The 25,649-nt window shown below is 39.3% G+C and carries 18 protein-coding genes and 2 pseudogenes; 4 read left to right on the top strand and 16 right to left on the bottom strand.

The window, feature by feature from the left end:
- Positions 1-4: 4 nt before the first annotated feature.
- Both C427_RS07710 and C427_RS07705 read left to right on the top strand, forming a co-directional pair.
- The gene (locus C427_RS07710; RefSeq protein ID WP_007637601.1) at positions 5-1,732 is read left to right on the top strand and encodes an SLC13 family permease; all 1,728 of its coding nucleotides are present in this window, start codon (positions 5-7) and stop codon (positions 1,730-1,732) included.
- Positions 1,733-2,397: 665 nt separating this feature from the next.
- Positions 2,398-3,141, top strand: coding sequence for a class I SAM-dependent DNA methyltransferase (locus C427_RS07705; protein WP_007637600.1), 744 nt, complete (start codon positions 2,398-2,400; stop codon positions 3,139-3,141).
- A 518-nt stretch (positions 3,142-3,659) separates the two neighbouring features.
- On the opposite strand, the gene C427_RS07700 is transcribed toward C427_RS07705, so the two are convergent.
- From C427_RS07700 to C427_RS07690, 3 genes are all read right to left on the bottom strand, one after another.
- Positions 3,660-3,851: a hypothetical protein gene (locus C427_RS07700; RefSeq protein ID WP_007637599.1), complete on the bottom strand. Its 192-nt coding sequence runs from the start codon at positions 3,849-3,851 to the stop codon at positions 3,660-3,662.
- A gap of 450 nt (positions 3,852-4,301) precedes the next feature.
- On the bottom strand, positions 4,302-4,550 hold the full coding sequence (locus C427_RS07695) for a DUF3297 family protein (RefSeq protein WP_034899185.1): 249 nt from the start codon (positions 4,548-4,550) through the stop codon (positions 4,302-4,304).
- Positions 4,551-5,210: 660 nt separating this feature from the next.
- Positions 5,211-5,630 (bottom strand): DUF1330 domain-containing protein, encoded by a 420-nt coding sequence (locus C427_RS07690; RefSeq protein WP_007637597.1) that lies wholly within the window; start codon positions 5,628-5,630, stop codon positions 5,211-5,213.
- 1,425 nt (positions 5,631-7,055) lie between these two features.
- Here C427_RS07690 and C427_RS07685 point away from each other — a divergent pair.
- Positions 7,056-7,232, top strand: a pseudogene (locus C427_RS07685) (IS110 family transposase); the annotation flags it as partial.
- A gap of 81 nt (positions 7,233-7,313) precedes the next feature.
- Here the strand turns inward: C427_RS07685 and C427_RS07680 are convergent.
- The gene (locus C427_RS07680; RefSeq protein WP_007637590.1) at positions 7,314-7,727 is read right to left on the bottom strand and encodes a TlpA family protein disulfide reductase; all 414 of its coding nucleotides are present in this window, start codon (positions 7,725-7,727) and stop codon (positions 7,314-7,316) included.
- Positions 7,728-8,183: 456 nt separating this feature from the next.
- Here C427_RS07680 and C427_RS07675 point away from each other — a divergent pair, with 456 nt between their 5' ends.
- Entirely contained in the window at positions 8,184-8,894 is a 711-nt protein-coding gene (locus C427_RS07675; RefSeq protein WP_007637589.1) for a 2OG-Fe(II) oxygenase, read from the top strand.
- 113 nt (positions 8,895-9,007) lie between these two features.
- Here C427_RS07675 and C427_RS07670 read toward each other — a convergent pair whose 3' ends face one another.
- The 12 genes and pseudogenes from C427_RS07670 to glgB form a co-directional block, all read right to left on the bottom strand.
- On the bottom strand, positions 9,008-9,235 hold the full coding sequence (locus C427_RS07670; protein ID WP_007637588.1) for a VOC family protein: 228 nt from the start codon (positions 9,233-9,235) through the stop codon (positions 9,008-9,010).
- A gap of 1,172 nt (positions 9,236-10,407) precedes the next feature.
- Positions 10,408-11,148, bottom strand: a pseudogene (gene rluF, locus C427_RS07665) (23S rRNA pseudouridine(2604) synthase RluF); the annotation flags it as partial.
- Positions 11,149-11,151: 3 nt separating this feature from the next.
- On the bottom strand, positions 11,152-13,962 hold the full coding sequence (locus tag C427_RS07660; protein WP_007637585.1) for a DUF349 domain-containing protein: 2,811 nt from the start codon (positions 13,960-13,962) through the stop codon (positions 11,152-11,154).
- A complete protein-coding gene (locus C427_RS07655) occupies positions 13,952-14,245 on the bottom strand; it encodes a YeaC family protein (RefSeq protein WP_007637584.1) in 294 nt (97 codons plus the stop codon). The genes C427_RS07660 and C427_RS07655 overlap by 11 nt, the downstream gene beginning before the upstream one ends.
- Before the next feature lie 2 nt (positions 14,246-14,247).
- Complete coding sequence (locus C427_RS07650) at positions 14,248-14,574, bottom strand: zinc ribbon domain-containing protein (protein WP_007637583.1); 327 nt, start codon at positions 14,572-14,574, stop codon at positions 14,248-14,250.
- Positions 14,575-14,661: 87 nt separating this feature from the next.
- Positions 14,662-16,332, bottom strand: coding sequence for an alanine/glycine:cation symporter family protein (locus C427_RS07645; protein ID WP_007637582.1), 1,671 nt, complete (start codon positions 16,330-16,332; stop codon positions 14,662-14,664).
- Positions 16,333-16,479: 147 nt separating this feature from the next.
- Positions 16,480-17,607 (bottom strand): M14 family metallopeptidase, encoded by a 1,128-nt coding sequence (locus C427_RS07640; RefSeq protein WP_007637579.1) that lies wholly within the window; start codon positions 17,605-17,607, stop codon positions 16,480-16,482.
- Positions 17,608-17,680: 73 nt separating this feature from the next.
- On the bottom strand, positions 17,681-18,202 hold the full coding sequence (locus C427_RS07635; protein ID WP_226991126.1) for a TlpA family protein disulfide reductase: 522 nt from the start codon (positions 18,200-18,202) through the stop codon (positions 17,681-17,683).
- An 86-nt stretch (positions 18,203-18,288) separates the two neighbouring features.
- On the bottom strand, positions 18,289-19,749 hold the full coding sequence (locus C427_RS07630) for a glyceraldehyde-3-phosphate dehydrogenase (protein WP_007637577.1): 1,461 nt from the start codon (positions 19,747-19,749) through the stop codon (positions 18,289-18,291).
- Positions 19,750-20,684: 935 nt separating this feature from the next.
- A complete protein-coding gene (locus C427_RS07620) occupies positions 20,685-21,152 on the bottom strand; it encodes a hypothetical protein (protein ID WP_007637574.1) in 468 nt (155 codons plus the stop codon).
- A gap of 182 nt (positions 21,153-21,334) precedes the next feature.
- The gene (gene glgX, locus C427_RS07615; RefSeq protein WP_007637572.1) at positions 21,335-23,422 is read right to left on the bottom strand and encodes a glycogen debranching protein GlgX; all 2,088 of its coding nucleotides are present in this window, start codon (positions 23,420-23,422) and stop codon (positions 21,335-21,337) included.
- A 3-nt stretch (positions 23,423-23,425) separates the two neighbouring features.
- A complete protein-coding gene (glgB, locus tag C427_RS07610) occupies positions 23,426-25,618 on the bottom strand; it encodes a 1,4-alpha-glucan branching protein GlgB (RefSeq protein ID WP_007637570.1) in 2,193 nt (730 codons plus the stop codon).
- Positions 25,619-25,649 lie beyond the last annotated feature (31 nt).

The following is a 25,649-nucleotide window of genomic DNA, read 5'->3' as shown; positions in this document are numbered from 1 at the left end:
CAATATGGATATTAATCAGTATCTGGTATTAGCCATTTTTGCCAGTACTATATTGGCGCTTATTACCACCAACAAGCGCCCGTCTTCGATCTTTGCAGCTTCACTGTTGGCCTTAATTATTACTCAACAGTTAGTGATTGGTGACGTTATTAATAACTTCACCAATCAAGGTTTAATCACTCTAGTATTACTACTACTCGTCAGTTCAGCAGTAGATAAAACATCATTAATTAAACGTTTAGGTAGAACGTTAGTCACAGCAAGCTTTAATGCCAGTTACTGGCGTCTATTTGGTTTGACCTTTTTCTCTTCTGCACTTTTAAATAATACCGCAATAGTGGCAAGTTTAATTGGTCCGGTAAAACAAAACCAATATCACCACGCCTCTCGACTACTCATCCCACTGTCGTATTCGGCTATTTTGGGTGGTACCGTGACCCTGATTGGTACCTCTACCAACTTAATTGTTGATAGTTTCTTAATTGAGCATGGTCATCCGGGGTTCAATTTTTGGGATTTCACACTGTATGGTTTGGTAGCAGGTTTGAGTTGCGGTTTGTTGATGTTTTTGATGACGCCACTATTACCAGAAATCGCCAATAAAAGTTCTGAATATAATAGCTATTTTATTGAAGCTGACGTAGATGAAGACTGTGAGTTAATTGGTAAGAGTGTCGAAGAAAATCACCTAAGAAATTTACCTGAGTTGTTTTTGATTGAAATAGCGAGAGGTGGAAAACTAATCAGCCCCGTTACACCTGATGTTGTAATTCAGTCTGGCGACAAATTAATATTTTCTGGCAATATTCAACATGTCGGCAACTTAGACCATATTATAGGCTTAAAACTCTTTGCTGAGTCTAACGGTTTAGAGCGTGAAAACCTCACAGAAGTGATCATTTCTAACCGTGCACAAATTATCGGTCAAACATTAAAGGCGCTAGGCTTTAGGGCATTATTTGATGCAGCAGTAGTTGCGATAAGACGCGACGGAGAATCATTATCTGGCAAACTGGGCGAAATAAAGCTGCAATCGGGTGACTTTTTGTTGCTCGCTACAGGCCCAGACTTTATGCAAAGGCATAACCTCACCAAAAACTTTTTTATTCTGTCTGAAAAAAAGATGGAAACTAAACTGAGTCGTACTCAGGATTGGATTACGCTAGGAGGTTTTCTATTCACCGTAGCCTTGGCAGCGACTTCAATATTAAATTTAGCGACAGGCTTACTGTTTTTTATCGCCATATTGGTAATAGCGAGAGTAACCACCAATAACGAAATCAAACGAAATATCCCCCTTAATTTAATCGTGGTAATCGTTGGCGCACTGAGCCTTGCCACTGCTCTAGAAAAATCAGGTGTAATACACCAGATTATGCAATTGATTGGTCCATGGGCCACCAGTGTCAGCCCCATATGGGCACTTGTAATGGTGTACGTACTCACTCTAATACTCACCGAACTGGTCACCAACAACGCAGCCGCCGCGCTAATGTTCCCTCTTGCCTATGGACTCGTGCAAACCCTAGGCGTTCCAATTATGCCATTTGCACTGGCAGTCGCTTTTGCCGCAAGCGCTAGCTTTATCTCACCCTATGGCTACCAAACCAATCTATTGGTCTTTAGTGCCAGTAACTATAAATTTAAACATTTTATTAAGTTTGGACTACCGATATCGATTTGTTACTCAACTATTGTGTTGACGTTACTGAAGTATTCATTCGGACTGTAAGCTTAAAGCTAAAGTGACTCAGGCGATTTTATTAAATGCAGTCGAGTGACTCGGCACCCTAAATCATTAAAGTGCACTAGTCAGCAATATGAATATCGAATTCTGGCATGACTTGTATGACTTTTTCTACCGTGTACGAATTAGCTGCGGCAAATAATGCTTTTTATACTTATCGGGAAACCTTCGGATAATGTTACCGAAATAGCAAAGCGCTTGTGATATTTATCTTTGCCTATGTTCGAGTTTTCTTGAGTGAGTGTGATCCCTTTGGTACTAATGCCTCTTAAATCACAAAACTTGCGAATATAAAAAGCGGCACATAAAGTTACGCTCGCAGCATAATAATCAAATGGTTCTGGATATGACTAATCCCCACCTGCCGATACACTCCGATAACTGATGAACTGGTGTTTACCAAAGTTTGCCCTTCAAGCAGAGTAATGTCTATATTCATATCAAAACGTATGTTGTTAGTCAAATCAAAGAGTATTCGGCTGATGATGAAACCGAAATGGCCATTCTTCAAGCATGACGATCAAGCCAAATTAGGGTTTGCTAACGTAAAGTATTGATGCGGCCTCTGTATATAGTTTTTCTACTTCGCAAGCTTTACAACATAGTTTACTATGCCCCCACAAAATTTCAGATAATAATACTAGGCAAATATGTCCGCCAACGCACTGTATACCGATCTTTCAGCCTATTACGATTTAATGTGTGTCGATATCGATTACCAAACTCAAAGTAACTGTATTCACAGATTACACCAACTCTTTGGTAACGACGGCAGTACCTATCTTGATTTAGGCTGTGGAACGGGTCCACATGTCCGCCATTTTATTGATTTAGGTTATCACAGCTGTGGTCTTGATATTAATCAACCAATGTTAGATATAGCCACAGTACGTTGTCCAGAAGCGGAGTTCTCTTTGCAAAACATGAGTGAATTTAATATGTCTGAGCCATTCGATTTGATTACTTGTTTCTTGTATTCCATACATTACAACGATGGCATTGAGAAGTTAAAGAAATGTATCGCTAGTGTTTATCAAGCTTTAAAAACAGATGGAATTTTCTGTTTTAACGTGGTCGATAAAACAAAAATCGACAACAATCTATTTGTAAAACATACTGCTAAACAAGACGACAGCGTGTTCACTTTTAGCTCTGGATGGCATTACCGTGGCAATGGCAATAAACAGTCGCTTAAACTCAGCATTGAGAAAACAAACACTGGGCAAACCCAGGTGTGGAATGACGAACATCAAATGGTTGCGTTCAGTTTTGATGAGTTAGAGGACCTGTTGAAATCCTACTTTGAAGTCCATATCTTTGAGCATGATTACGAGAGACTCATCCCTTATGCTAATGACTCTGGGAACGCCATTTTTACATGCATAAAAGTTTAACCATTGCTTTTATCATAAAGGCTAAAATTGAAAATATCTATTTGATTCTAATCATATTCTGAAGGAAGATAAAATTCATTGTAATGTTGGATCTTTATACAGCTAAGAGCCGACACTGATTGCACCAAACTCTTTAATCGAGTGGATTTTTAAGGAACCAGCAACAAGCTTACAAGTACATTTACCACATGCATGTTTAGAGTATTTAAATCATGGTGTCACGATACTAAGTTACACCGCCATTATCATGATAAAACTCAACCTAAACAGAGAAATAACGATCATTTACACTCCACTATTTAGGAGCTTGGCAGCTATTAAAAGATTTAAAATGCACTGTAGCAAATGCTTTCATTCTTTCCACCAAAGATATGTTAATAGCGATTGATGACATTGATAAACCAACTAATACAAACAATCATATTTTTTTCATAGAACCTTAATATCTTCTTTGTATGCAAAACACTACTTGCAATATAAAATTTATCGACTCAGCGCTCTAGCACTAAGAACATACTTTAGGCACTGTAACGGCGGGATTTCAATGGCGCTAACAACAAGTAAAAAATCCATGCAAACCAAGACACAAAAATTACGGCTAGGATCCATGCCAGTTTTTCACCTCCGCTAGTACGATCAGAAACGCCGATAGCGAGAATGGGAATTATCCAAAAGAAGAAAAAGACCATACCACATAAGAAAGTAAACATTTTAATACTCCATTTAAGCCAACGTTGGTTAAAATCTAGTTGGTATGAAGATACAGAGCAAAGACTGTTCCACAATTAAAGATTAGTATTATCAATAGGATAGTATTTATAGCGTAATTGGGAGTCAGCGGCTTTCGCTAAATAATTACAGTTTTCACCAATCGTTTTTAACTTCTGACTACTTCACTCACCATAACAAATCCAGCAAATTAGGCCTCCATTATAATCCAATCAAAAATTAAAAGTTATTCGACAATATCTATAAAGGTCGATGGTTAAGAAAAAGACTTATGAAACCAATTAAAAAAAGTTCTTTACGGGGGAAGACAAGCGCTAAGTATAAATGGCAAACTAAATATTGGCTAAAATTAGTGAGCACTCGCACTTATCAGCTGTTTAATTCTCATGGATTTACTTATAAGTGTCTCTCCCCCGCGCAGTACGAAATAATTAACTATAAAAGGCCTCAACCGTTCCTTTTAGAGTAACCAGCAGCGGTTGTCCTCGACGATCCAACGCTTTGGGAGAAGGGATTTTTACCCAACCTTCACTGATGCAATATTCTTCAACATTGGTCCGCTCTTTACCATTAAATAGAATACCAACGTTGTGCTCGAAAATTTCTTCCACGTAATGTGGGCTTCGAGAATTGCTCGAAAGGCGATCTGGTAAAGCGGGCGGCGATTTAGTATCGTTCATAATGTTGACCTGAATTAAATAAAAGTGCGCTATTGTAGACAAAATAGATTTAGCGCTCAAGAACTGCTGAAGGGTTTAGAGGTATTGTTTAGTCAGTTATGAATTGTGTCTATCTGATTAATAGTCTTTCAAATCCAATAATCGTCTAAAAGTCGATTTAACTTAATATTCCCCAAGACATATAACACCCAAATAATTATTGTCTAAAATGTCGAAACCGAAAATATCCAACAGATTATTATTCTTATTTATTAGCCTAATATAATTATTCCAACAATAATATTAAGTCACTGAAAAAGTTCGCGATCTTTTCTTATTTATTATATGACTATTTATCAATAATCTGAACAGGCTGAATAAAATTCATTATTCCTAAATAAATTCAACCATCTATCTATGTAAAACCAAGTACGAATGTTGCTCCACCACTTGTTAACGTTGAGCGTTATTGCTTCTTTACTAATCGAATAGTGAATAAAGCAGGTAAACTCCCGTTAAAATTAAAATACAAGGAACCATTGCTACATTAATACCCATATTACCCTCCATGTGAATGTGACTTCATTAGTCATATAACGCCTGTGCTACTCTCCGCGCTGTGGCATAGCCACGCATTGCCGCACTTGTTAAATCTTGATCTCGTCATACAGCAGACTTTACTCATCCAGCAAACCCACTTCCCTCTATCGCTTCACCCAAGCGAATCAAACGACTATCGAGAACTGCTGCCTGACGATGAACTACCACTTGCTTATAAACCGCGTCAGTGATCATATCCAAAAAAGCGCAGGTATTAGGGTAACGTGCAATAAAGGCAATATCCCATACCTCTTCCAAGGGGCCGATGACCAAGCACTCCGGCTCGCCACGCCAAATGATTTCACCGCCAACACGCTTAAAAATTGCGCCACTTTCTTCGCCATAATTTTTATAGGCCTGGGCGCCGCTGGCATTTCGATCATCGGGATATTGAGCCACATCGCGTAAACGAATCAGGTTCAACATCATAATGGGCGTATCTCTGGGTAAGTTTTTAAACATATCAAGTTGTTGTCGGGTGGGATCAATACTATTGCTCATAGGTGTTCCTTATTATCAGTATTTCTTCAAAAATGGCACTAGCCGGCACCATGCTTAACGCTTAACATGCGGGGATTTTAGAACGTTTTTCCGCGAGTGAAATTCCCACCATGATGCACTTTTTATATGCTGCTTATGTTACATCCAAACATAAAAGATGTAATTGCCACAACATAAAATCCCATAGTTTCTATTTCCGTTGTACTTTATCTAAGGCTCGTAACATTTCAACTAATGGCCTTTATACTTTCTAAACAGGTTGGACACGTATTTTGATTCATCATTCAATTGGCAAAAATAATTAGGATTAGAGTCTCGTTTGAAAAAGAAATAATGCCGCAGCCAGATATTTCATAACTTGCCAATACCTCTAAAACCAATGCAATATTTCTGTATTCCAATATTCTAATATTCTAATATTCTAATCCTTCATAAGATTAACTAAGGCATCAAAGATACAATATGTATAAACGCCTAGCATAAACAATCGAGCAAGTTGGACGCTTTTTGCGCATTGTTTTGCAAAAACTGGCCTGCTTGCTGAGTCAGATTTGATGCGTTTCTCATAAATACTAACGCACACGTACTCTTTTTATAACACTACCTGCGGAATATATTATGTCCTCACTTGAGCAAGAATATTTAGGTGTAATCAATTAGCAAGGTTGACTAGGTTTTTTATCTAAACAAAAATCAAATCAAATTGAGTTTGAGTTTTTAATGGTTGATTGATGATGTTTTTTGGTAATTCTAACCAATTCCAGTTATTAATTACGTCTTCAGCAGCTTCAGCAAAATATTTTTTTGTTAATACTATTATCCTTACGTCTTTAATTTAATTTTGTGGTGTTACGACATATTCAATCGTTGCACAGCCTTCAATAGACTTTCGCGCAGCCTTTATTGGATATCTAGCAGGAAATCGATTTAACTGGCTCCAACTTCGAAGATTCTATTTCATTATCAGTAACTGATAAGTCCGAATACTCAACTTCCATTATTGTTGATGCACATTCACTAAAAATAAGTGTGCTGATTAAAATACCAGTATTACTTTTCATATTCGTAAATTACTTTTATTTATAACGCACTAATAAGGGGCTAAAAAGGGGCTAAAAAATATTTTCTGAAATATTTAGGAACGAAAACAGCAAACTGTTTTTAGACGCACTTGATTGGCTTGTATGGATAATAACCCCACCTAAATTACTGACTACTTCCAGTTTACAGTAAAGTGAGACTCAGGCTTTAGCAGCAACTAAAACTTTCTTTTGCATTAGTTCGATTGAATTATGGCTCCTCAATTGATAGACCGATAACAATAATGAACCCTGCAAAAGAATCCAAGCACAACACTCGAATAGTCTACTGGATCTCGATGACTCGGTTATCAACCCGCATTATGCAAGCAAGAATTATCTTATTATGAATACTAAAATGAATCAAAGTATTAACGTCGGTGTTGATACGGGTAAATTTCAACTCGAAATTTACATTCGTCCTCTGGATATTTATTTCACAGTTACCAATGACGATAAAGGCATTAATGAAGCCATCAAAGAAGTCAAAAAACACAAACCAGAACAGGTTATCTTAAATTCTATGTTAAGAGATGGGGTGATGTGGGAAGCCCCAAAGGCTGCAAACTAACTATTGACGCCATAGTCTGTTGTTATATGACGCTTACGATTCAGATATTATTTGAATAAATTTTCCAGCTAACTCTGACAATGTATCTTCAGTGATTATCTCAACGTTATTTTGATCAGCCACGTTTCCATGATTAATTAACACTGTTCTTGGATAACCGTGTCCACCAAATTGAGTAGTCATTTTTTCATGTTCGGCACCAATAAAATGACCTTTTAACAATTGGACATTAACTTGAAGTACATCTATTCCATGAGATTTCATTTTCTGTGCAAAGCTACCGATATGTCGCTTTTGCCTTTCTGTGCAATCTGGGCACCATGCTGTTACTACATTCACAATAAAAGTGTTACCAGAAGCCATGCGACGGTTAACTTCGACTGGCTCTACGATTTGAAGAAGGCTAGCTGACTGAGTTTTGTCATTTGGGCTAGGTTTTATTCCCATATTTATTTCATCCTCTCAATTGTTCAGGCACATGACGCTTAACATATGGGGCGCGGCCTATTCGCATCCCAGTCATAATTTTTTGTTAACTGTAAATTACTTATTAGGAGCGGTTTATCAAACTTGAAATAATTAGACAATATTAAAAGAAAACAAAAAATATAAGCCTAGACCAATCTACAGCTTGTTCACTATAAAATAGAACTACATGAAAAAGAATATACTTGTAGCAATTAAAGTACCTATAAAATTATGGAACATACTTGGATTTCCTTATATTACTTAATGAATTACGCAGACACTCATTCGAATTAATTGTGCACTTCTAGAGGGTTTCAACAAGGAAACAATGAAACGGGTGATGGTTTACTCAGCAAAAGATAGGAATTATGGTGTAAGCCTGTATTATCCAGTTTTTCATTCATAATCTAACAATAGCAGCGAGTAGTTTGAATAATGTGGTTGAATGGAGAACAAGTAAACGAATCCGCGATAGTCGCATATCGAAAGTCATTAAAACACGCTTGCCCCGAGCATATTGTGATTGACGGCCTTTTCAACCCATCGAAACTCGATGCGGTAGTCAAAGCGTTGCAACAACCCTGTGCTTGGCAAACTCAAAAACATACTTATTCTGCGTTATATGTTGATAACACCCAGTGGCAAGAAGCCGACAACGAACAACGCTTTGTACATCGAGATGTGTGGCAACGTAATGCCATAAGCACAAAGACCACAGTAAACAATAACCTCCATTCAAACATAGCCCAGGCATTTCTATCCTTCCTGCGAGGGGACGAGTTTATGTCTGTGTTATCACGTATTTTTAAAGTGTCACTCACGGATATGAATGTGGCTGAGCCTGAAATAAATACCAACTATTTTCGCTTAGGCCCTAACGACTTTGTTGCCGAACACGCTGATGATTCCCCCGGAAGAGAAGTCTGTATGCTGTTGTATTTAAACAAAGACTGGCACAGAAATGCCGGTGGGGAGCTGGTATTTGTAGGTAAGAATGATGAGCCAATTCAGATTGCACCGCTGCATAATCGCTGCGTGCTTTTTAATCCCTCCTCAGAAGGCTCAGAACACTGGGTGAGATCATTAACCTCAGAATATGCAAGTCAGTTTCGTTATAACGTAACGAGTTGGTACTGGTCTGAATAGTAAGTTCATCTGAAAATTATTGTACGTTTCAAATAAAGGGCGCAGCTTTTTCGCGTCACTACCATAGTTTGTTTGTTAGGAACGCTTACCACAATTTTTCCCATGAATTGTGGCTAGTAATCCCATACATGAGGTTCAATATCTTTGCAGCTGAATGTCTTAACACCAAACTGAAACTCTGCAAGCATATCAATTATTTCAGCACTAGCCTCAACGACCATTTTATAGATATCCTCTGGTACTTTGACATAGATCGAAGTGCATGGCATAACACCTCCAACTTTTAATGGTGATATAAAACTATTTTCAAAATCACCATAACGACCAAGAGAAGCAATCATTACCATGTTGTCCTAGGACTAAACGAGCATGTTCAATCGCGTCATTTTCCAGGGACTTCTAAAAACACCTCAAAACTGAATATTTTACACAACCACACAATAATTTTTTGCATCTTGGTATCTGAGTATTGGCTCTGTTGTTGATTTCATAATTGAATATCTAACGCCTTGCATCAGCCGCCCACCTGAGGCATATCGGAAAGAGGGTAGACTGGATACAATCTTGCACGAACGCCGAGAACTAGTGCTCTCGGTTCTTCCCCAGCTTTGTCTGTAGCGAAAAGGTATACGGGGAGCTGAATATTCCGCCTAAAATGATGCTGAGAAAGCCGAAAATATACGCTTTAGTGTTTGCTACTTCACGCCAAATAACCCAACTAGCAAGCAGCAACAAGTGAATAATAAAATCGATATCAAATTGGCTGCGCCATCCAAACTCAAACAAGTCCGCTATTGCTACGGCAGGCCGGTTTAGGCCCTGACCTAGTGATGCAATAACGGTGACTGTTTATATCGTCACTGATGAGAGAACCAAAAACACTTTAAGAATTTTCATTGAATCGCGTCTCGTGAGTAAGCATCTGCTTAGTGAACAATATTAATAACACGCAAAAGCACATATTTAAAAACAGACTTTTTCCGTTTAAAATTAAACTCCATTTTAGACAGAGAGAGTAAATTATTACTACACATAAGATTGTTAAAAAAGTAAAAACTTTCCATTGAGGAAATACGGTAATTATTCGTGATCTTACATATATATGTAGGTTTGAGCATATTACTGAATATAAATACAAGTTTAGTAATAGCCTTAATTGAACTCATTTTTTTAGTAGTAAATATAAAAATAGAAAAGGAGTGTCGGAGCCACTAAATATTAAAATCGGCATAGTCGATGCTTTTGCCTTACTCTCGCATGTATGTTCGCCAATTATTTCTGATATTTAGTAGGTCAATTTGCATGAATGCAAAGTGAGTCACAGAGTGCCGGGAGAACAATGTGACGATCTGCTAAATATCAGAAAAATTTAGATGAAGAACACAGGTTGTCGAGCGGGCTTTTTTGCTTACTTTTTTTGCCTGCAGAAAAAAATTAAGTCGCACAGCATGTTTCTGATAGAAGCCTGCTACGGATGGCAGTAAGCGCTAGTGCATTGGAAAAGAATTGCTTAAACCGCCGTTTTAGAAGATCCCTCCACTGCCCCATTTATCTCAGCCATTTCCTCAACAGTCAAGTCACGCCACTGGCCAACCTTCAACCCAGCCAATCTCACAGACATGATACGTGTGCGCTTAAGTTTCACCACTTCATAACCCAAATATTCACACATCCGGCGAATTTGCCTATTTAACCCTTGAGTCAACACGATACGAAACACCATTTTGCTTTGCATGGTCACTTCACAGGCTTTAGTTACTGTATCTAAGATAGGAATACCGTTGGCCATCCTCTTAATAAAGTGTTCAGTTAAAGGCCGGTTAACGGTGACCACATATTCTTTGTCATGGGCATTTTCAGCCCGCAAAATTTTATTCACAATATCGCCGTCGCTAGTCAAAAAAATCAATCCTTCAGAGGGTTTATCTAAGCGCCCGATAGGAAAAATTCTTTGTTTATGACCTATAGCATCCACAATATTACCTTTGACATGCAGCTCCGTGGTACAGGTAATCCCCTCAGGCTTATGATACGCAATATACACGCGGTCTGCTTTGTCTGAATCACTAGCCTGAATTAGTTGCCCGTCAACGGTCACCACATCACCTGGCGCTACTTTAGTGCCTAATTCAGGGACGGTGTCGTTTATCCTGACTCTTTGTTGTTCAATTAGTTTGTCAGCTTCACGACGAGAGCTAAAACCTGAATCGCTAATAAACTTATTTAGGCGTATCAATGTACTTTTATCTTGCATATATCAACCCATAAACAACGGTTCAATTCTCTTAAGTAACTTAATATCACTGTTACTTAAGCAGCCTACTTTAATCCAATCTTTCAGTAACGACGTCAAATCTAGACTATCTCCGGATTGTAATTTCTGTGCCATCAATTGCAGTTGAATAGATTGACGTTTCTCTGCGTCTTGTTTAGGTGAGTCCTGTTGTGCCACTATTTCCATCTTTATGGTTAAATCAGGTCTGTCTGTATTCTCAGTCAGTTCACGAAAACATTGTTGCCACTGCTTGCTTAAGGTCGCCACACCATCTGGTATTTCACTATCCGTTTGCCACATTTTTAATGCACTAAACAAATCTTGATACGCTTGACCTTTTGCAGATTTAACCAGCTCAGATAATTTTAACTGTTGCTGTACAACAAGTGTTTGCACACGCTGCTCTAATACTCGGCGCTCAGGTATCGGCAAAACGGCTATCGCATCAATGGCAGTTTGTTTATCTTGCAAAGCACTTTGCACGCTGGCCTTATCACTTGCAGTACCGAGCAAAGTTTCAAGCTGTGTAACATGCTCTTTAACTATTACCATTTGCTCTTTAAGTTGTGATTTTTCAAGTTGATTTGCTTCCGCTTTTTTGGCAAATATACTGTCATTAATCTTTCTAAAAGCAGGCCATAATTCAGCTTCTGCTTTTTTACCTGCATGCTCGATAGCTTTCCAAGTTTGTTGTAATTTCTTCGCTTGTTCTATCGCTTCATTCACCGACTCAAGCTCTAACAGCTTTTCAGCTTTTGTTAACAATGCTTGTTTTTGTTCGGCGTTGTTTTGATAGAACGCTGACACCTTACCCCTGAGTGGATTAAGTAGCTGTTGATAATTGTCGTACAAATCATTGCGCTGCTTAAAGTCCACCTCACCAATGTTTTTCCATTTCTGTTGCACACTTCTTAAGCTTTTTGTCAGTTCGGCAACACTGCCATCTGTCTCATCTAAGGCTTTAATCTCAGCCAAAATTTGTTGTTTTGCCAACATATTTTGTTCACGCTGCTGTTGCTGCTTATCATAAAATTCACGGCATGGTGCAAAGGCTTTTTCAATCGCGATTTCAAAGGCTTTATTTAAAGCTTGGTCAGACTCAGTATCTGTTTTACCTAAGCTATTCCATTGATATCGAAAGGACTTAATGGCTGTAGACTGAGCGTCAACCTCTAAGGGATACGCAATTAAAGCTTCCATTTCATTTAACAGCGCAGGTTTACGTGGAGCAGCAATATAGTCCTGCCAATCCTTTAAGTTTTCAATTTGCTCTTTGACGGTAATGAAGGTGCGTTCAAGTTGCCCTTGTTGTTTCTCAGGTAAAACCGTGAACCAGTTTTGTACTTTTTGGTACATCACCATTGCCACTTTAAACTTACCCTGGTTAATCAAGTTTTCGACGGCTCTTAGTTTATTTCTGCAACGAGAAACTTCACCATCCAGTTGGCTTTTTAAGGCTTTTATTGCCTGTTGCCAAAGTTTGAAACGTTCATTCCACTGCTGTGATAAGTTAACAGGCATATGTGCCTGATAATTAGCAACTGTATTACGCCATTCTTGTCTTTGTTCTCTGAGGTATGCTTCAGCAGCTTCGATTTGGCTGGCATCGTTGGGTAATTCTAGGCCAGTAAACTTTTCTAACAAGTCCATGCCCAACTTAATTGCTTGTTGAAACTGCGGTAGATTCGTTAATGTATTTAAACTTGACAACAATTGATTATTGAGTTGTTCTAAACGTCGATGGTCAACTTGATTCTTGGCAGGTAACTGGTTAGTCAGTCCTTGTAATTGCTCAATGTGTTGATTCAATTTTCGTACAAAATCGTCTACTTCAGATTGACTAATTTCACTGATCCGACTGGTCAGTTGTATAGACAGTGCTGCCAAACTTTGCTCAATCTCAACCGACAATGTAAGCATTCTTTGATTTAAGGCTAACCCGTCCTGCTCTGCTTGCCACCGCGGTTTTAATACTTCAATGTTGCGTTCAACCCGCGAGCATATTTCAGCGTATTTTTGTCCAATTTCGGCCCGTTTAAGCTCAGGCAAACAATCAAAACGTGCTGCAAGTAGGGTGTACTGATGGGTAAGCTCTGTTAGCTGCTGTTGAATGAGTAATAAATCGCCGCGGTCTTTCAAAGCAAGTATACGAGACAACACCATTTTCACTTGTTGTTCAACCTCAATCGGCTCTTGTTCAGCCATCAACCAGCCTTGGAGTGTTTTATTGGCTAGCTCTTTTAAGACGCTTGAAGCTGTCTTTTTCTGTATCTTGTTGAGTAACTTTCTAGACTGGGCACCGTCGGTAAAGGTGTATAAAATTGACGTTTGTAGGCTTTCATTTTGAGTTTCAAACAATAACTTTTCTTGCAACTGTGACTTGTCTGCTTTTTGCAGTAAGCTCATAGCAAGTTCAGTATCTTGTTGAATCCATTGCTGCGTAAGTAGCTTTTCAATTAAACGTATGTCGCGAATTTCAACAATAAATTTTCTTTTTTCTTGTTCTGTTAAAACTTCATTTTGGCCATCTAACAAGATGTTTTCAACAAATTGTTGGGATTTTTTCTGGACTCTATCGTTTGTGGCAATTTCTGACATTTTGTACCAAAGTACAAAACTATCGAGTTTATCTAAAGCCGCTAGGCTAACGCCGACATCGGAGTCGTTAAAAGCCAATTCGTGCAACACTGTTTTGTGTTTCGGGTCTTGCTTATTCAGATTTTCTATTGCTTGAATACGTACCTGAGGGTCGGGATTTTGATGTTTGGAACGAAAAATGTGCTTAAAGATCATCCTGTTTAAACCGCGCTATTGTTTGAATGTTATTAGAGTTTTGCTTAAGTTCTTGCTGAAGAGATTCGCGACTACGATGCACAATTTCACCGTCTGCACCTATTGTCATGTGCTGATCAGACTTAAGAACTTTTGCTTGATATATCATTACCGCTTGCATCGAAGTGTCTCGTTGCTGCTCAGTCAGCGGTGAACCGTCTAACCATTTACCTGTTTCAACTGCTTGCAGCAATTTTTGATAAACGCCCTCAGACATCGAAGTTAATAACGCAGTATTATCCATTTTTAATCAAACCTTTTTAATATTATCAACCGCACTCGGTTAACTATGTACCAAACAAAACCAATCACTGACAAGCCTATAGCTAGATTATATTGCAACCCCTCGGGTGCTGCCCCGCCCCAGTACATAAAACCAAAACCTGCCACAAATAACAACATAGCTAGCATCGATTGTGTTTGAATTTTTTGACTTTTCAGATATCTATTTAGGTTTTGCTTGCGTGAGATATCTTCAGCATTGACCGCACCTAAAGTAAAACCACAATGCTGACAGCTTTGTGCTTTATCTGATATTTTTTTACTGCAAGAAGGGCAATCTATTAAAGCCATATCTATATCTCCAAACTTACTTCACTAAAACTTGAGTTAAAACAGAAAAGCGCAGCAAATAGCCGCGCTTTAAAAATATTTCTAAAACTATTTATGTTCTTTATTAAACTTAACCCAATACTCGGCAACTGATTCTTTCATTTCTTTGCGCAATAAGAAAATACCAAACAGGTTAGGCAAGGTCATTACCACTATGGCCACAGCAGACAAAGTCCACACAAGCGTGGTGTCCGAAACTGCAGCCCACACAAATCCTGCCACATATACAACGCGATAAGGCATCACTGAGCGCGGCCCGAGCAAATAGGTCATGGCTCTATCACCGTAATAAGACCAAGCTATGGCCGTAGAAAACGCAAAAAGCAATAATCCAATTGATACTATATATTTACCGGATTCACCAAAGAAGCCTTTAGTGAATGCTAAAGCAGTAAGACTCGCAGAATGGATTAACGACTCACCTCTCACGATAATATTGTTTTTAAGCAAGCTACCATCTACTACTTTTAATGTACCTGTGTAGTTGTCATCTGGATCACCTAGCGAGAAAACCACATTATCAGCAAATGAACGGGCATTAAAAATCGTGAAACCTTTACTAACAGCCTTGCCATTAACAACTTGTATCTCACCGGTGAATTGGGTAACGCCATGGCCTTCTACATCATTGATGTAGGTATAAAGTGTTTGTCTATCTGATTCGTTCGACTCCATATAATCCCCCGCCAGTATGTACATATCTGTGCGATCGAAGGTATTAAGATGTTTTTCTTTCCAGACACCAGACGAGAGGATAACTAAACCGGTAATAGTACAAATAATAATAGTATCGATAAACGGTTCAAGAATAGACACCATGCCTTCTGCAACCGGCTCATCAGTTTTTGCAGCAGCGTGGGCTATTGGGGCAGAGCCTTGCCCTGCTTCATTTGAAAACAATCCACGATTGACCCCTTTATTAAAAGCATAAGCGATGGTAGCGCCTAAAAAGCCACCAGTAGCAGCAGATCCAGTAAACATGTCTGAAAATATTGCAGCAAAAGCAGGACCAACATTTTCTATGTTGGCAAAAATAACGGTAAAAGCACCGATAATATAAATTAAAGCCATAAGCGGTACTATCTTTGAAGTAACCGCAGCAATCCGCGTGATACCACCTAAGATAACTAAAGCCAAAAGTATACCCAGCACACTACCAACTATTAATGGATCAAATCCAAACGTTGCTTCAATACTGGTGGCAATACTATTACTTTGCGGAAGATTACCGGTACCAAAAGAACTGATAACGGTCGCAATAGCAAAGGCCACCGCTAACCATTTCATGTTTAAACGTTTATCCATGTAATACATGGGGCCACCAGCCATAGTACCATCTGGTGTTTTATCACGATATTTGTGGGACAGCGTCACTTCGACAAACTTAGTGGTCATACCAAAAAAAGCCGTTGCCCACATCCAAAATAAGGCCGCTGGCCCACCTAAAAACAGAGCAAAGGCTACGCCACCAATATTACCTGTCCCAACCGTTCCCGACAGCGCGGTAGTAAGGGCTCTGAAGTGTGTGGTATCACCTGGCGCATCGGCTTTATCATATTTACCTGTAACTACTTTCCATGCGTGTTTGAAGTAACGCACCTGTGGAAATTTTAAGTATATTGTGAAAAATAAGCCTGTACCTAGTAACACGTAAGGGAACCACCAAGCGCCCCCCAACATGCCGTCCATCGATTTCAGTAAATTATGAAAAGCTTCCAACTGTTTTCCCCTTAATTATTATTGTATTTATTATGAGTATTATTATTTTTATAAAGATCTTTCTAGCCAAAATTCTCAACTTACAGAGAGTTTCAACTTACAGAGAGTTTCAACTTACGGAGAGTCTCAACTTACAATGAGTCTTAACTAACGAAGAATATCAACTACTGCGCGCATGGCAATCAATACATCTTCGCCTAGCTGCTTACAACGAGCTGGTGACCAGCCATAAGCGGTGTCTGGCAAATCAACATTGTCTTTAAATGGCATTTCTAGGGTATAAGACAAACAATCGAACTCATGCCCGATCGCATTAGCAGCAACTGTTAAGTTAGCTTTCCCTGGCTCGTCTTTATCATAGCCATGCTCATCTTGAAATTCCGGAGTAGCAATCAATAAGGCTGCTTTAAACGACTCTTCAAGATTTTTTAAACGTTCATCGTAATTTGGATTACCCTCACACCCCGCAACAAAGTTATATGGTAAGGCTTCATCACCGTGCACATCTAATAACATATCAACACCCACAGATTGCATTTTCTGTTTGACCAAAAATACTTCTGGGCTGTCTTCCATGCTAGGCGTTTGCCATTCACGGTTTAAGTTCACACCTCTGGCGTTAGTGCGTAAATGGCCACGCACTGACCCATCGGGATTCATATTAGGCACAACATAAAACACAGCTTTTTCGAGCAGCAAACGTGATAATCCGTCGTCTTGGTCCAACAAACGCTCCAAAAACCCTTCAATAAGCCACTCGGCCATGGTTTCGCCGGGATGTTGCCGAGCCGTCACCCAAATCGATTTTCTGCCTTCTTCGGGTTGTCCTACCACCAGCAAAGACATATCCCGGCCATCTAGTGTTTTACCTAAAGACTCTTGACGACAATCAGCTGATATTTGCGCCCAACTGAGCAGGTCCAAGTGTCGTTCGTAACTATACGGGGCAAAATAGGCATAATAGATATGTTCAAATTCAGGAGTATGCGCAATGGTTAAGGTATCACCATCAAACTCGCAATTTACACGAAACCATTCTTGCCTATCATAAGACGCAACAGCATGGTAGTTCTGCCAGCCACCAGGGTAAGCTGACTTTTCGAGGTCGATTATGGTTATTTGATGGGTAATAAAACTTTGGGTTTCTAGCTTAAAATGAAACCACTGGTAAAATTCAGATTGGTTGTCTTTTCGGATACTTAGTTGAATGTTCAATGGATCTTCTGCGCGGATAACTTGGATATTACCGCTATCAAAATTGCTGCTGATTCTCACTTTTTGGTCCCATGGAAATTTGACAACAGTAATTTATCACAGTCATTCTAAAAAAGGACTAGATAAGGAAGTTTTATACCGAAAAAATCTGTCTTAGTCTTAATCCCAAGGCAGTTGAATAACCATACGACTTGGATAACACTTTTTGGCGCTCATCCAAAATATAGTAAGTGGGGTAACCTTGAATTTGAAACTGGCGCTTTAGCCCTTCGTGTCCTAACAAAATTTGGCTCGATATATTGTGTTTTTCAGCAAAGTCTTGAACCGCTTCTACGTTTGAATAGTCTAGAGCAATTCTTATAATATTCAGCTTTTCAGTATCGAGATACTCCAGGTTTCCAATACTAAGAGAGCAGACTTTACACCAAGGCGCAAAAAAATAAATCAAGGTAGGTTTGTCAGATTTTATTAAAGTGCTAATTTTCCCATCAAGCCCTACCAATAATTGAGTGTCGAGAACCAGACTACTTTCAACATCGAGCATATCCCGTGATTGCCAGACATTCACTGCATAAACAATGGCACATATAACCACAATATCTCGGATCCAAATATGCCATTTAATCTGTTTCATTTTGTCGATACTTTTACTCAAAACCAAGATCTCTTGTTACCTTTTAATAAAAACCCGCCGAAGCGGGTTTTGATTAAATTAATTGTCGAATCATTGCCACATTACTATTATTTAGTCGGCAAAGACTCAGGCAGTGTGGGATATACCAAGCCGGACATATTTTGCAATACTTTCATTACCTGACAACTGTAACCAAATTCATTGTCATACCACACATATAAAGTGGCTCTATTGCCTGCTACGATGGTTGCTTGAGAATCAACAACAGAAGGTGCACGTGTACCCACTAAGTCAGTTGAAACAATTTCCTTTGAAGCAGTGAAATTAATCTGATGTTGCAACGGGGAAAATAAAGAAACATCGCGTAAATATTCATTGATAGCCACTTTATCGGTTGCTTCACCAAGATGTAAGTTCAATATTGCCAAAGATACATTAGGAGTAGGCACACGGATAGAACTACCTGTCAGTTTACCCTCCAATTTAGGATAGGCTTTAGCAACGGCTGTAGCAGCACCTGTTTCTGTGATAACCATATTTAACGGGGCACTGCGTCCTCGGCGATCACCTTTATGAAAATTATCAATTAAGTTTTGATCATTAGTATACGAATGCACGGTTTCAACATGTCCACTTTCAATCACATATTTTTCATCTAGTGCTTTTAATACCGGTGTGATGGCGTTAGTGGTACAACTGGCTGCAGACAAAATTAAATCAGTTGATAATATGTCTTTGTCATTTACGCCGTATACAATATTTTTAATACCACCTTTACCAGGCGCAGTTAACAATACCTTTTTGACGCCATTAGACTGTAAATGCTGACTTAACCCTTCTTCGTCACGCCACATTCCCGTGTTATCGACAACGATTGCCTGATCAATCCCATATTTGTTATAATCTACCTCAGATGGGCTATTGGCATAGATAACTTGGATATAAGAGCCGTTGGCTTTAATGGCATTTTTTTCTATATCGATAGTGATACTGCCATTAAAAGGTCCATGCACTGAATCACGACGCAGTAAACTTGCACGTTTCTCTAAGTCACCTTCTTTACCACCGCGAACCACAATCGCTTTTAGTCGTAATTTATTGTTAGTGCCTTGCCTTTCAATCAGTAATCTGGCTAATAACCGACCTATTCTGCCAAATCCATACAACACCACATCTTGAGGTTTTTGATCATCTTTAACATTTACTATGTCTTTTAATTGAACACATAAATAGTCTTCAATCGATACATCTGCAAAGGCAGGGTCATAATGATAACTGAACGCCAATTTGCCTAAATCGATATTAGCAGGAGCAAGTTCCATTTTATTTAAAGCTTCAAGCAATGGCCAACTTTCTCTAAGGCGTAGTTTTTGCTTTTCTTTGAGCCTTACTGTTCGGTGAGCCTTAATAATTTCTATCGCACTAGCACCTAATAAAGGGCGTCCATAGACTGATATTTCAATCGCTCTATTTCTATATAATTTACCCAAAATAGGTTGCATTTGCTCAGCAAATTCTTGTCTTTCTTGCCAACTACCTAATAGTTCCTGCTCTAACTGTTGATTCATAATATTAAGTCTTACTACCTAAGTAATTAAATCGCTGTAAAGACCCTGATAATAGATATCACTGGCCCATGAAAGAATGCGTTTTCTCAATTCGCGGCGTATTCTAAAGAAGGAAAGCGATAGAGCCAAATTGTTTGAAATTTACAGTTTTTTGTGAAATTCAATCAAAAAGAAGAATATGTAGGTGATTTTTTAACAGTTTTTAAAAAATATAATGAACTAACAAATAAAAGGGGCCCAAATGAGATAAATAATATCACTCAAGTAACAAATCGCAGATAATCATCATCAATAAATGAAAGTAACTTTCACTAAAAACATTAAAATTAACTAAACTATTGTAAAAGAAAATATAAAACAGCCTGAGATAAATTAGACTCAGGCAAAAGATGACATTTTAAAATATCTCTTATGGCACTTTATTATATAGATATGCCAAGTTCCATTTATATAATGGAGTGAAATACCTAGCAATTGCGACAATATTAGTTGTAGCAACCATCGCAGATTTTTTGTGGTGTCCAAATGCCCAATCAGCTTTCAAAGAGGCTCTCAAATCTGGAGTACTTCTCACTGAAGTTGCCAGTGGTGTTTTGCCTGATTATGAAGCGAAAAACCTCGAGAGATGCTCAATTGAAGTTGTTTAGTTCTAGCAACGCATTCTCACGCTATCAGGCTTTAATAGACTTAATTTATATTGCAAATACAAACTGCCTTCCTATGCCAAAACATTGTTACGGGGTACTGCAGCTGATATTGCTATAGGAACACCATATGATGAGCAAAATCGACGTTTATGTGACCAATCTGTAGCTACACTGACCAAACTATTGCAACTCACCCCCTCTTTTTCCACTTCGAAGGAAGCGATATAAAATGACGAACAGATTAACGAAATAATACAACTAACCCATTAAAGATTACGACGATTAACCCTAGTTGTGATGGGACCGAAAAAATAGATTTTGTTGAAAAAAATGTGTCACTTCTTGATGATCCATAGCAATTTCATGCTCTTTTAACCAACTAATAGCGGAATTAAGATCGTTTAAGAAAGCAAAATTTATACCTGCATGTTCGTAGGCCTTAGTCAGCTGGTTCATTATAGTGTTAGTTATATCTGAGTCTTGGATCACCACTGCCAGACACCGCATTCCCATAGATTTCCGAATGAGGGTCTGTTTCACGAAGATATTATAAGCAGAGGGTGGCATGAGGCTCTCGCCAAATAGACAACTAATAAATCCCCAAGGTTCCGACAAATTTAATTGTTGAATGTTTTGCCCCATTTCCTTGGACCCATTCACTAGGGTTTCATCGTTCCACGGGCCTCTAGCAGCAAACATAATTGTTTGTTGGGAACGACCCGCTACATATTCACCATGTTCCTGCAAATTAGTCATCTTATTAATTCTGAATCAAGAAATTTAAGTCTCATAAAACTCTCGTCATAACCTTTGCAAATTGGTGCGGGCAACCATTGCGTAAAGCCCTAAATTTGAATCTCTATTTCTATATGAAATTGATATAATATTACATAATACATTAACTTTATTTACAAACACATGAATTGTATCAGTACAGATCAGTCCTCAACGGTGCACTTAAACACACAAATACTGCTAAATGCCTGCATATGCACTTCTCGAATCAGAACATTAGGTTGTTCAGACCATCTGGCATATCTAGTATCCAGCATGATTTGCCAAGCTGTACTGGCGCCTAAATTGGGTAAATGAAAACGTACGTCGTGCTCGCTGGCATTAAATACCAACAACCAATGTTCGTGGTGTGATTGACCTTCGCTATAGGGTCCGCAAAGCTCTACAGCAAAGGATTGATTATCATGATTTTGCCAATCATCTTCTAGCTTGCGCTCGCCGTCTGGTCGATACCAATTAATTTTATCCACATTGTGACCTAACGAATAGCGATCATCCCTTAAATTAAGGTGGTTGAGAATTTCACTACTTTTTCGCAGCGCGATCGCATGTTGGCAAAAAGTTAAGAAGTCTTGTTTAGGTTGGTTTAATGTCCAATCAAGCCAGCTGATTTCATTGTCTTGACAATAGGCATTGTTGTTACCTTGTTGGGTTCGACTGAGTTCGTCTCCTCCAAGCATATGAGGAATGCCTTGGGACAACATCAAAGTGGCAAACAGGTTACGTTTTTGCCGTTCGCGCATGGCGAGTATTTTAGCATCTGTGGTTGGGCCTTCAACACCGTAGTTAGCCGACAAATTATGCCCGTGGCCATCTCGGTTTTGTTCGCCATTAACTTCGTTATGCCTTTGAGCGTAACTCACCAGATCGTGTAAAGTAAAACCGTCGTGATAACTGATGTTGTTGACCGACGTGAGAATTGAACGATCTTCTTTAGGAAACACATCACGTGAACCTAATAAACGCGTCGCAAAATCGCTGACAAGACCTTTATCGCCTCGCCAATATGCGCGCACTGTATCCCGATATTTGTCATTGCATTCTAACCAGTTAGACGGAAACTGCCCAAGGCGATAACCGCCATGACCGATGTCCCAAGGCTCAGCAATCAGTTTGGCATTAATCAACACCGGATCTTGACGGATAGTACGAAAAAACCCAGACAGATTTGAAAATTCATAGGGGTCACGACCTAGACTGGCCGCCAAGTCAAAACGAAAACCATCCACACCCATTTCTGTGGTCCAATAACGCAGTGCATCCATCACCATTTTGAGTATATAAGGAAACGCAGTATTCACACTATTGCCACAGCCTGAATTATTCACATATTTATTGTAATCGACAGCGCCATACTCGTTTCGGTCGAATAAATAACATGAAGAATTATCAAATCCTTTAAATGACAACATCTGGCCGTCGATGCCTCCCTCGGCAGTGTGGTTATAAACCACATCCAAAATCACTTCAATACCCGCTTCATGTAGAGTGTTGGTCATAGTTTTAAATTCAGCTATGCTATCGACAACTACATACCTAGGATCAGGACAAAAGTAATTAACAGGATTATACCCCCAATAATTTGTCAGGCCTTTATTGGTTATATAAGGTTCTGGCATAAATGCCGCCACTGGCATTAACTGGATAGCGGTAATACCTAATGATTTTAAATGGCTGATTATTGCAGGTTGACACACACCTAAAAACTTACCTTTATATCGGTCAGGCACATCCGGATGCAGCTGAGTTAAGCCTTTAACGTGCGCCTCGTAAATGACAGTTTGATCGAGTGGTGTCTTGGGTTTTGAGAATTGTTGACCTTGTTTTAAGTTAGCATCAGAGTTTTGCACAATGCCCTTGGGGATCATAAATTGGCTGTCACCTTCGTACTGCGTCTTATTCCACACAGCAGGCCTGTTTAAGGCTTTGGCATAAGGGTCGATGAGTAATTTTTGATGATCGAATGTCATCCCAATTTGCTGATGACTTTCTCCAATGACTCGATACCCGTACAGTTGCCCAGGTTGAATATTACTAAGCTGGCAATGCCAAATCTTTCCCGTTTTTGCGGGCATAGCAATGACTTCTAACTGTTCTTCAGTATTTTTATCAAACAAACATAACTCAACACCATCGGCATTCGGGCAATGTACCGCAAAATTACACCCCCACTGGCCCATAGTGGCACCAAGAGGATGAGGTTGCCCATCTGCAACATAAAAGTTGGACATTGCTTAGCCCTTAAATAAAATAAACAAACATGCCAAAGGGGGCAGATTAACGCTGACAGAATAAGGTTGGTCGTTCCAAGGCTCGGTGACCGCATACATTTTTTTATTCGTTTTGCTGGCGCTTCCCCAATACTTTTTATCATCTGAGTTCAAAATAAGTTGATACTCACCTCCACTCTGCACCCCTAACTTAAAGTTTTCGTGAACCACGGGAGTGAAATTAATCAACACATAAATTTTTTGCTTGGCATCAGTGGACTTACGCAATATAGACAAAATACTTTGATCAGCATTGCCATGATCAATCCATTCAAAGCCATCAGGACTGTGATCTAATTCATATAGTGCAGGATATTTGCGGTACGCCTTGTTCAAGTCACGATACAAGTTCTGGATACCTTGATGTTTTTCGAACTCAAGCAAATGCCAATTAACCGAGCTGTCATGATTCCATTCAGCAGCTTGACCTATTTCATTCCCCATAAAGTTAAGTTTTTTACCAGGATGAGCATACATAAATCCAGTATAAGTACGTAAGTTAGCCGCTTGTTGCCATTCGTCACCTGGCATCTTACGAAGTAACGAGCCTTTACCGTGAACCACTTCGTCATGAGAAATAGGCAGCACAAAACTTTCGTCAAATGCATACACCATAGAAAAAGTGATTTCGTTGTGGTGGTAACGACGGTATGACGGATCTTTAGCAATATAATGCAACGAATCGTGCATCCAGCCCATATTCCATTTAAACCCAAAGCCTAAACCACCTTCAGATACTGGCCGTGAAACTTTAGGAAACGAAGTAGACTCCTCAGCGATAGTCATGGCATGGGGAAATTTTTCGTATACTTCTGTGTTCATCCATTGCAGAAAACTAATGGCTTCGTAATTGTGGTTACCACCGTCTACGTTGGGGATCCATTCCCCCTCTTCTCGGGAATAATCCAAGTACAACATAGAAGCCACAGCATCAACACGTAGCCCATCAATATGATATTTGTCTATCCAAAACAACGCATTGGCCACCAAAAATTGACGCACCGTATCCTTACCAAAATCGTAAATGCACGAATTCCAATCTGGATGCCAACCTTTGCGAGGGTCCTCATATTCGTAAACATGGGTGCCATCAAACCTTGCCAACCCATGACCATCCTCGGGGAAATGAGCAGGCACCCAATCAATAATCACACTTATATCATTTTGGTGACATTGGTCGACAAAAAACTTGAAGTCATCGGGCGTACCAAACCGACTACTAGGTGCAAACAAACCAACCGGTTGATAGCCCCAAGAGCCGTCAAAAGGAAACTCAGAAACAGGTAACATTTCAATGTGGGTATAACCCATATCTTTAATGTAGGGAATTAATTGTGCTGCTAATTCTCGATAACTCAAGTAGGTTTCCCCAGAATCAGCCGCTGGTCGTTTCCATGACGCTAAGTGCAATTCATAAATACTCATCGGCTGATGGTATTTATCTTTCTTAGCCTTTTTAAGCCATGCTTTATCTTTCCATTGATATAGTTCGTGGTCGAAAACGATAGAAGTGTGTGAAGGATATTGCTCAGCATAAAAGCCGACTGGATCTGCTTTGTGAGGCAAGTCATTACCCGCAGCATCCTTAAGTTGGTATTTGTATTTGGCCCCAGCTTCTATGCCCGGCACAACTAATACCCAATAACCAAAATCGGTTTTTTGCATAGGTAAACATGAGCCATCCCAATAATTAAACTCACCAATCAGGGAAACAGCAGTGGCATTGGGTGCAAACACCGCAAAACGAGTTGCTTGAATGGGTGCTTCTAATTCCACATCCAGCTCAATAAGTTGTGCACCTAGTTGTTGATATACGTTTTGTGCATTGTGATCGATAAAATGTACCGCATGATAAGCTTGATCTTGAAACTGATAAGGATCAACAACCTGATATTGCCCTTGTTTATTGGTTACATCAAATGCGTAAAACTGCGGCGCTTGTTTAACCTCAAACTCACCTCGAAATAAATGACTGCCATTTACCTTTTTTAAAATACCGAGCAGCTTACCCGACGCTAAGTCAATGACATTGACTTCTTCAGCATTAGGCAACCAAGTTGTGACAGTGAAAACCGAGTTTGAGGTCTGATAATGAGCACCCAGATGAGCGAAAGGAAAAGTGCATTTGGCTTGTTTTAGTGCTTGTTCGAGCTGCATTTTGTCGCCTTGGTGGGGGCTCACAGAATAA

This window comes from Paraglaciecola psychrophila 170 (assembly GCF_000347635.1).
GTDB classification, from domain to species: domain Bacteria; phylum Pseudomonadota; class Gammaproteobacteria; order Enterobacterales; family Alteromonadaceae; genus Paraglaciecola; species Paraglaciecola psychrophila.
Note: the sequence above shows the minus strand (reverse complement) of the source record. Positions and strands in the feature narration are given on the sequence as shown.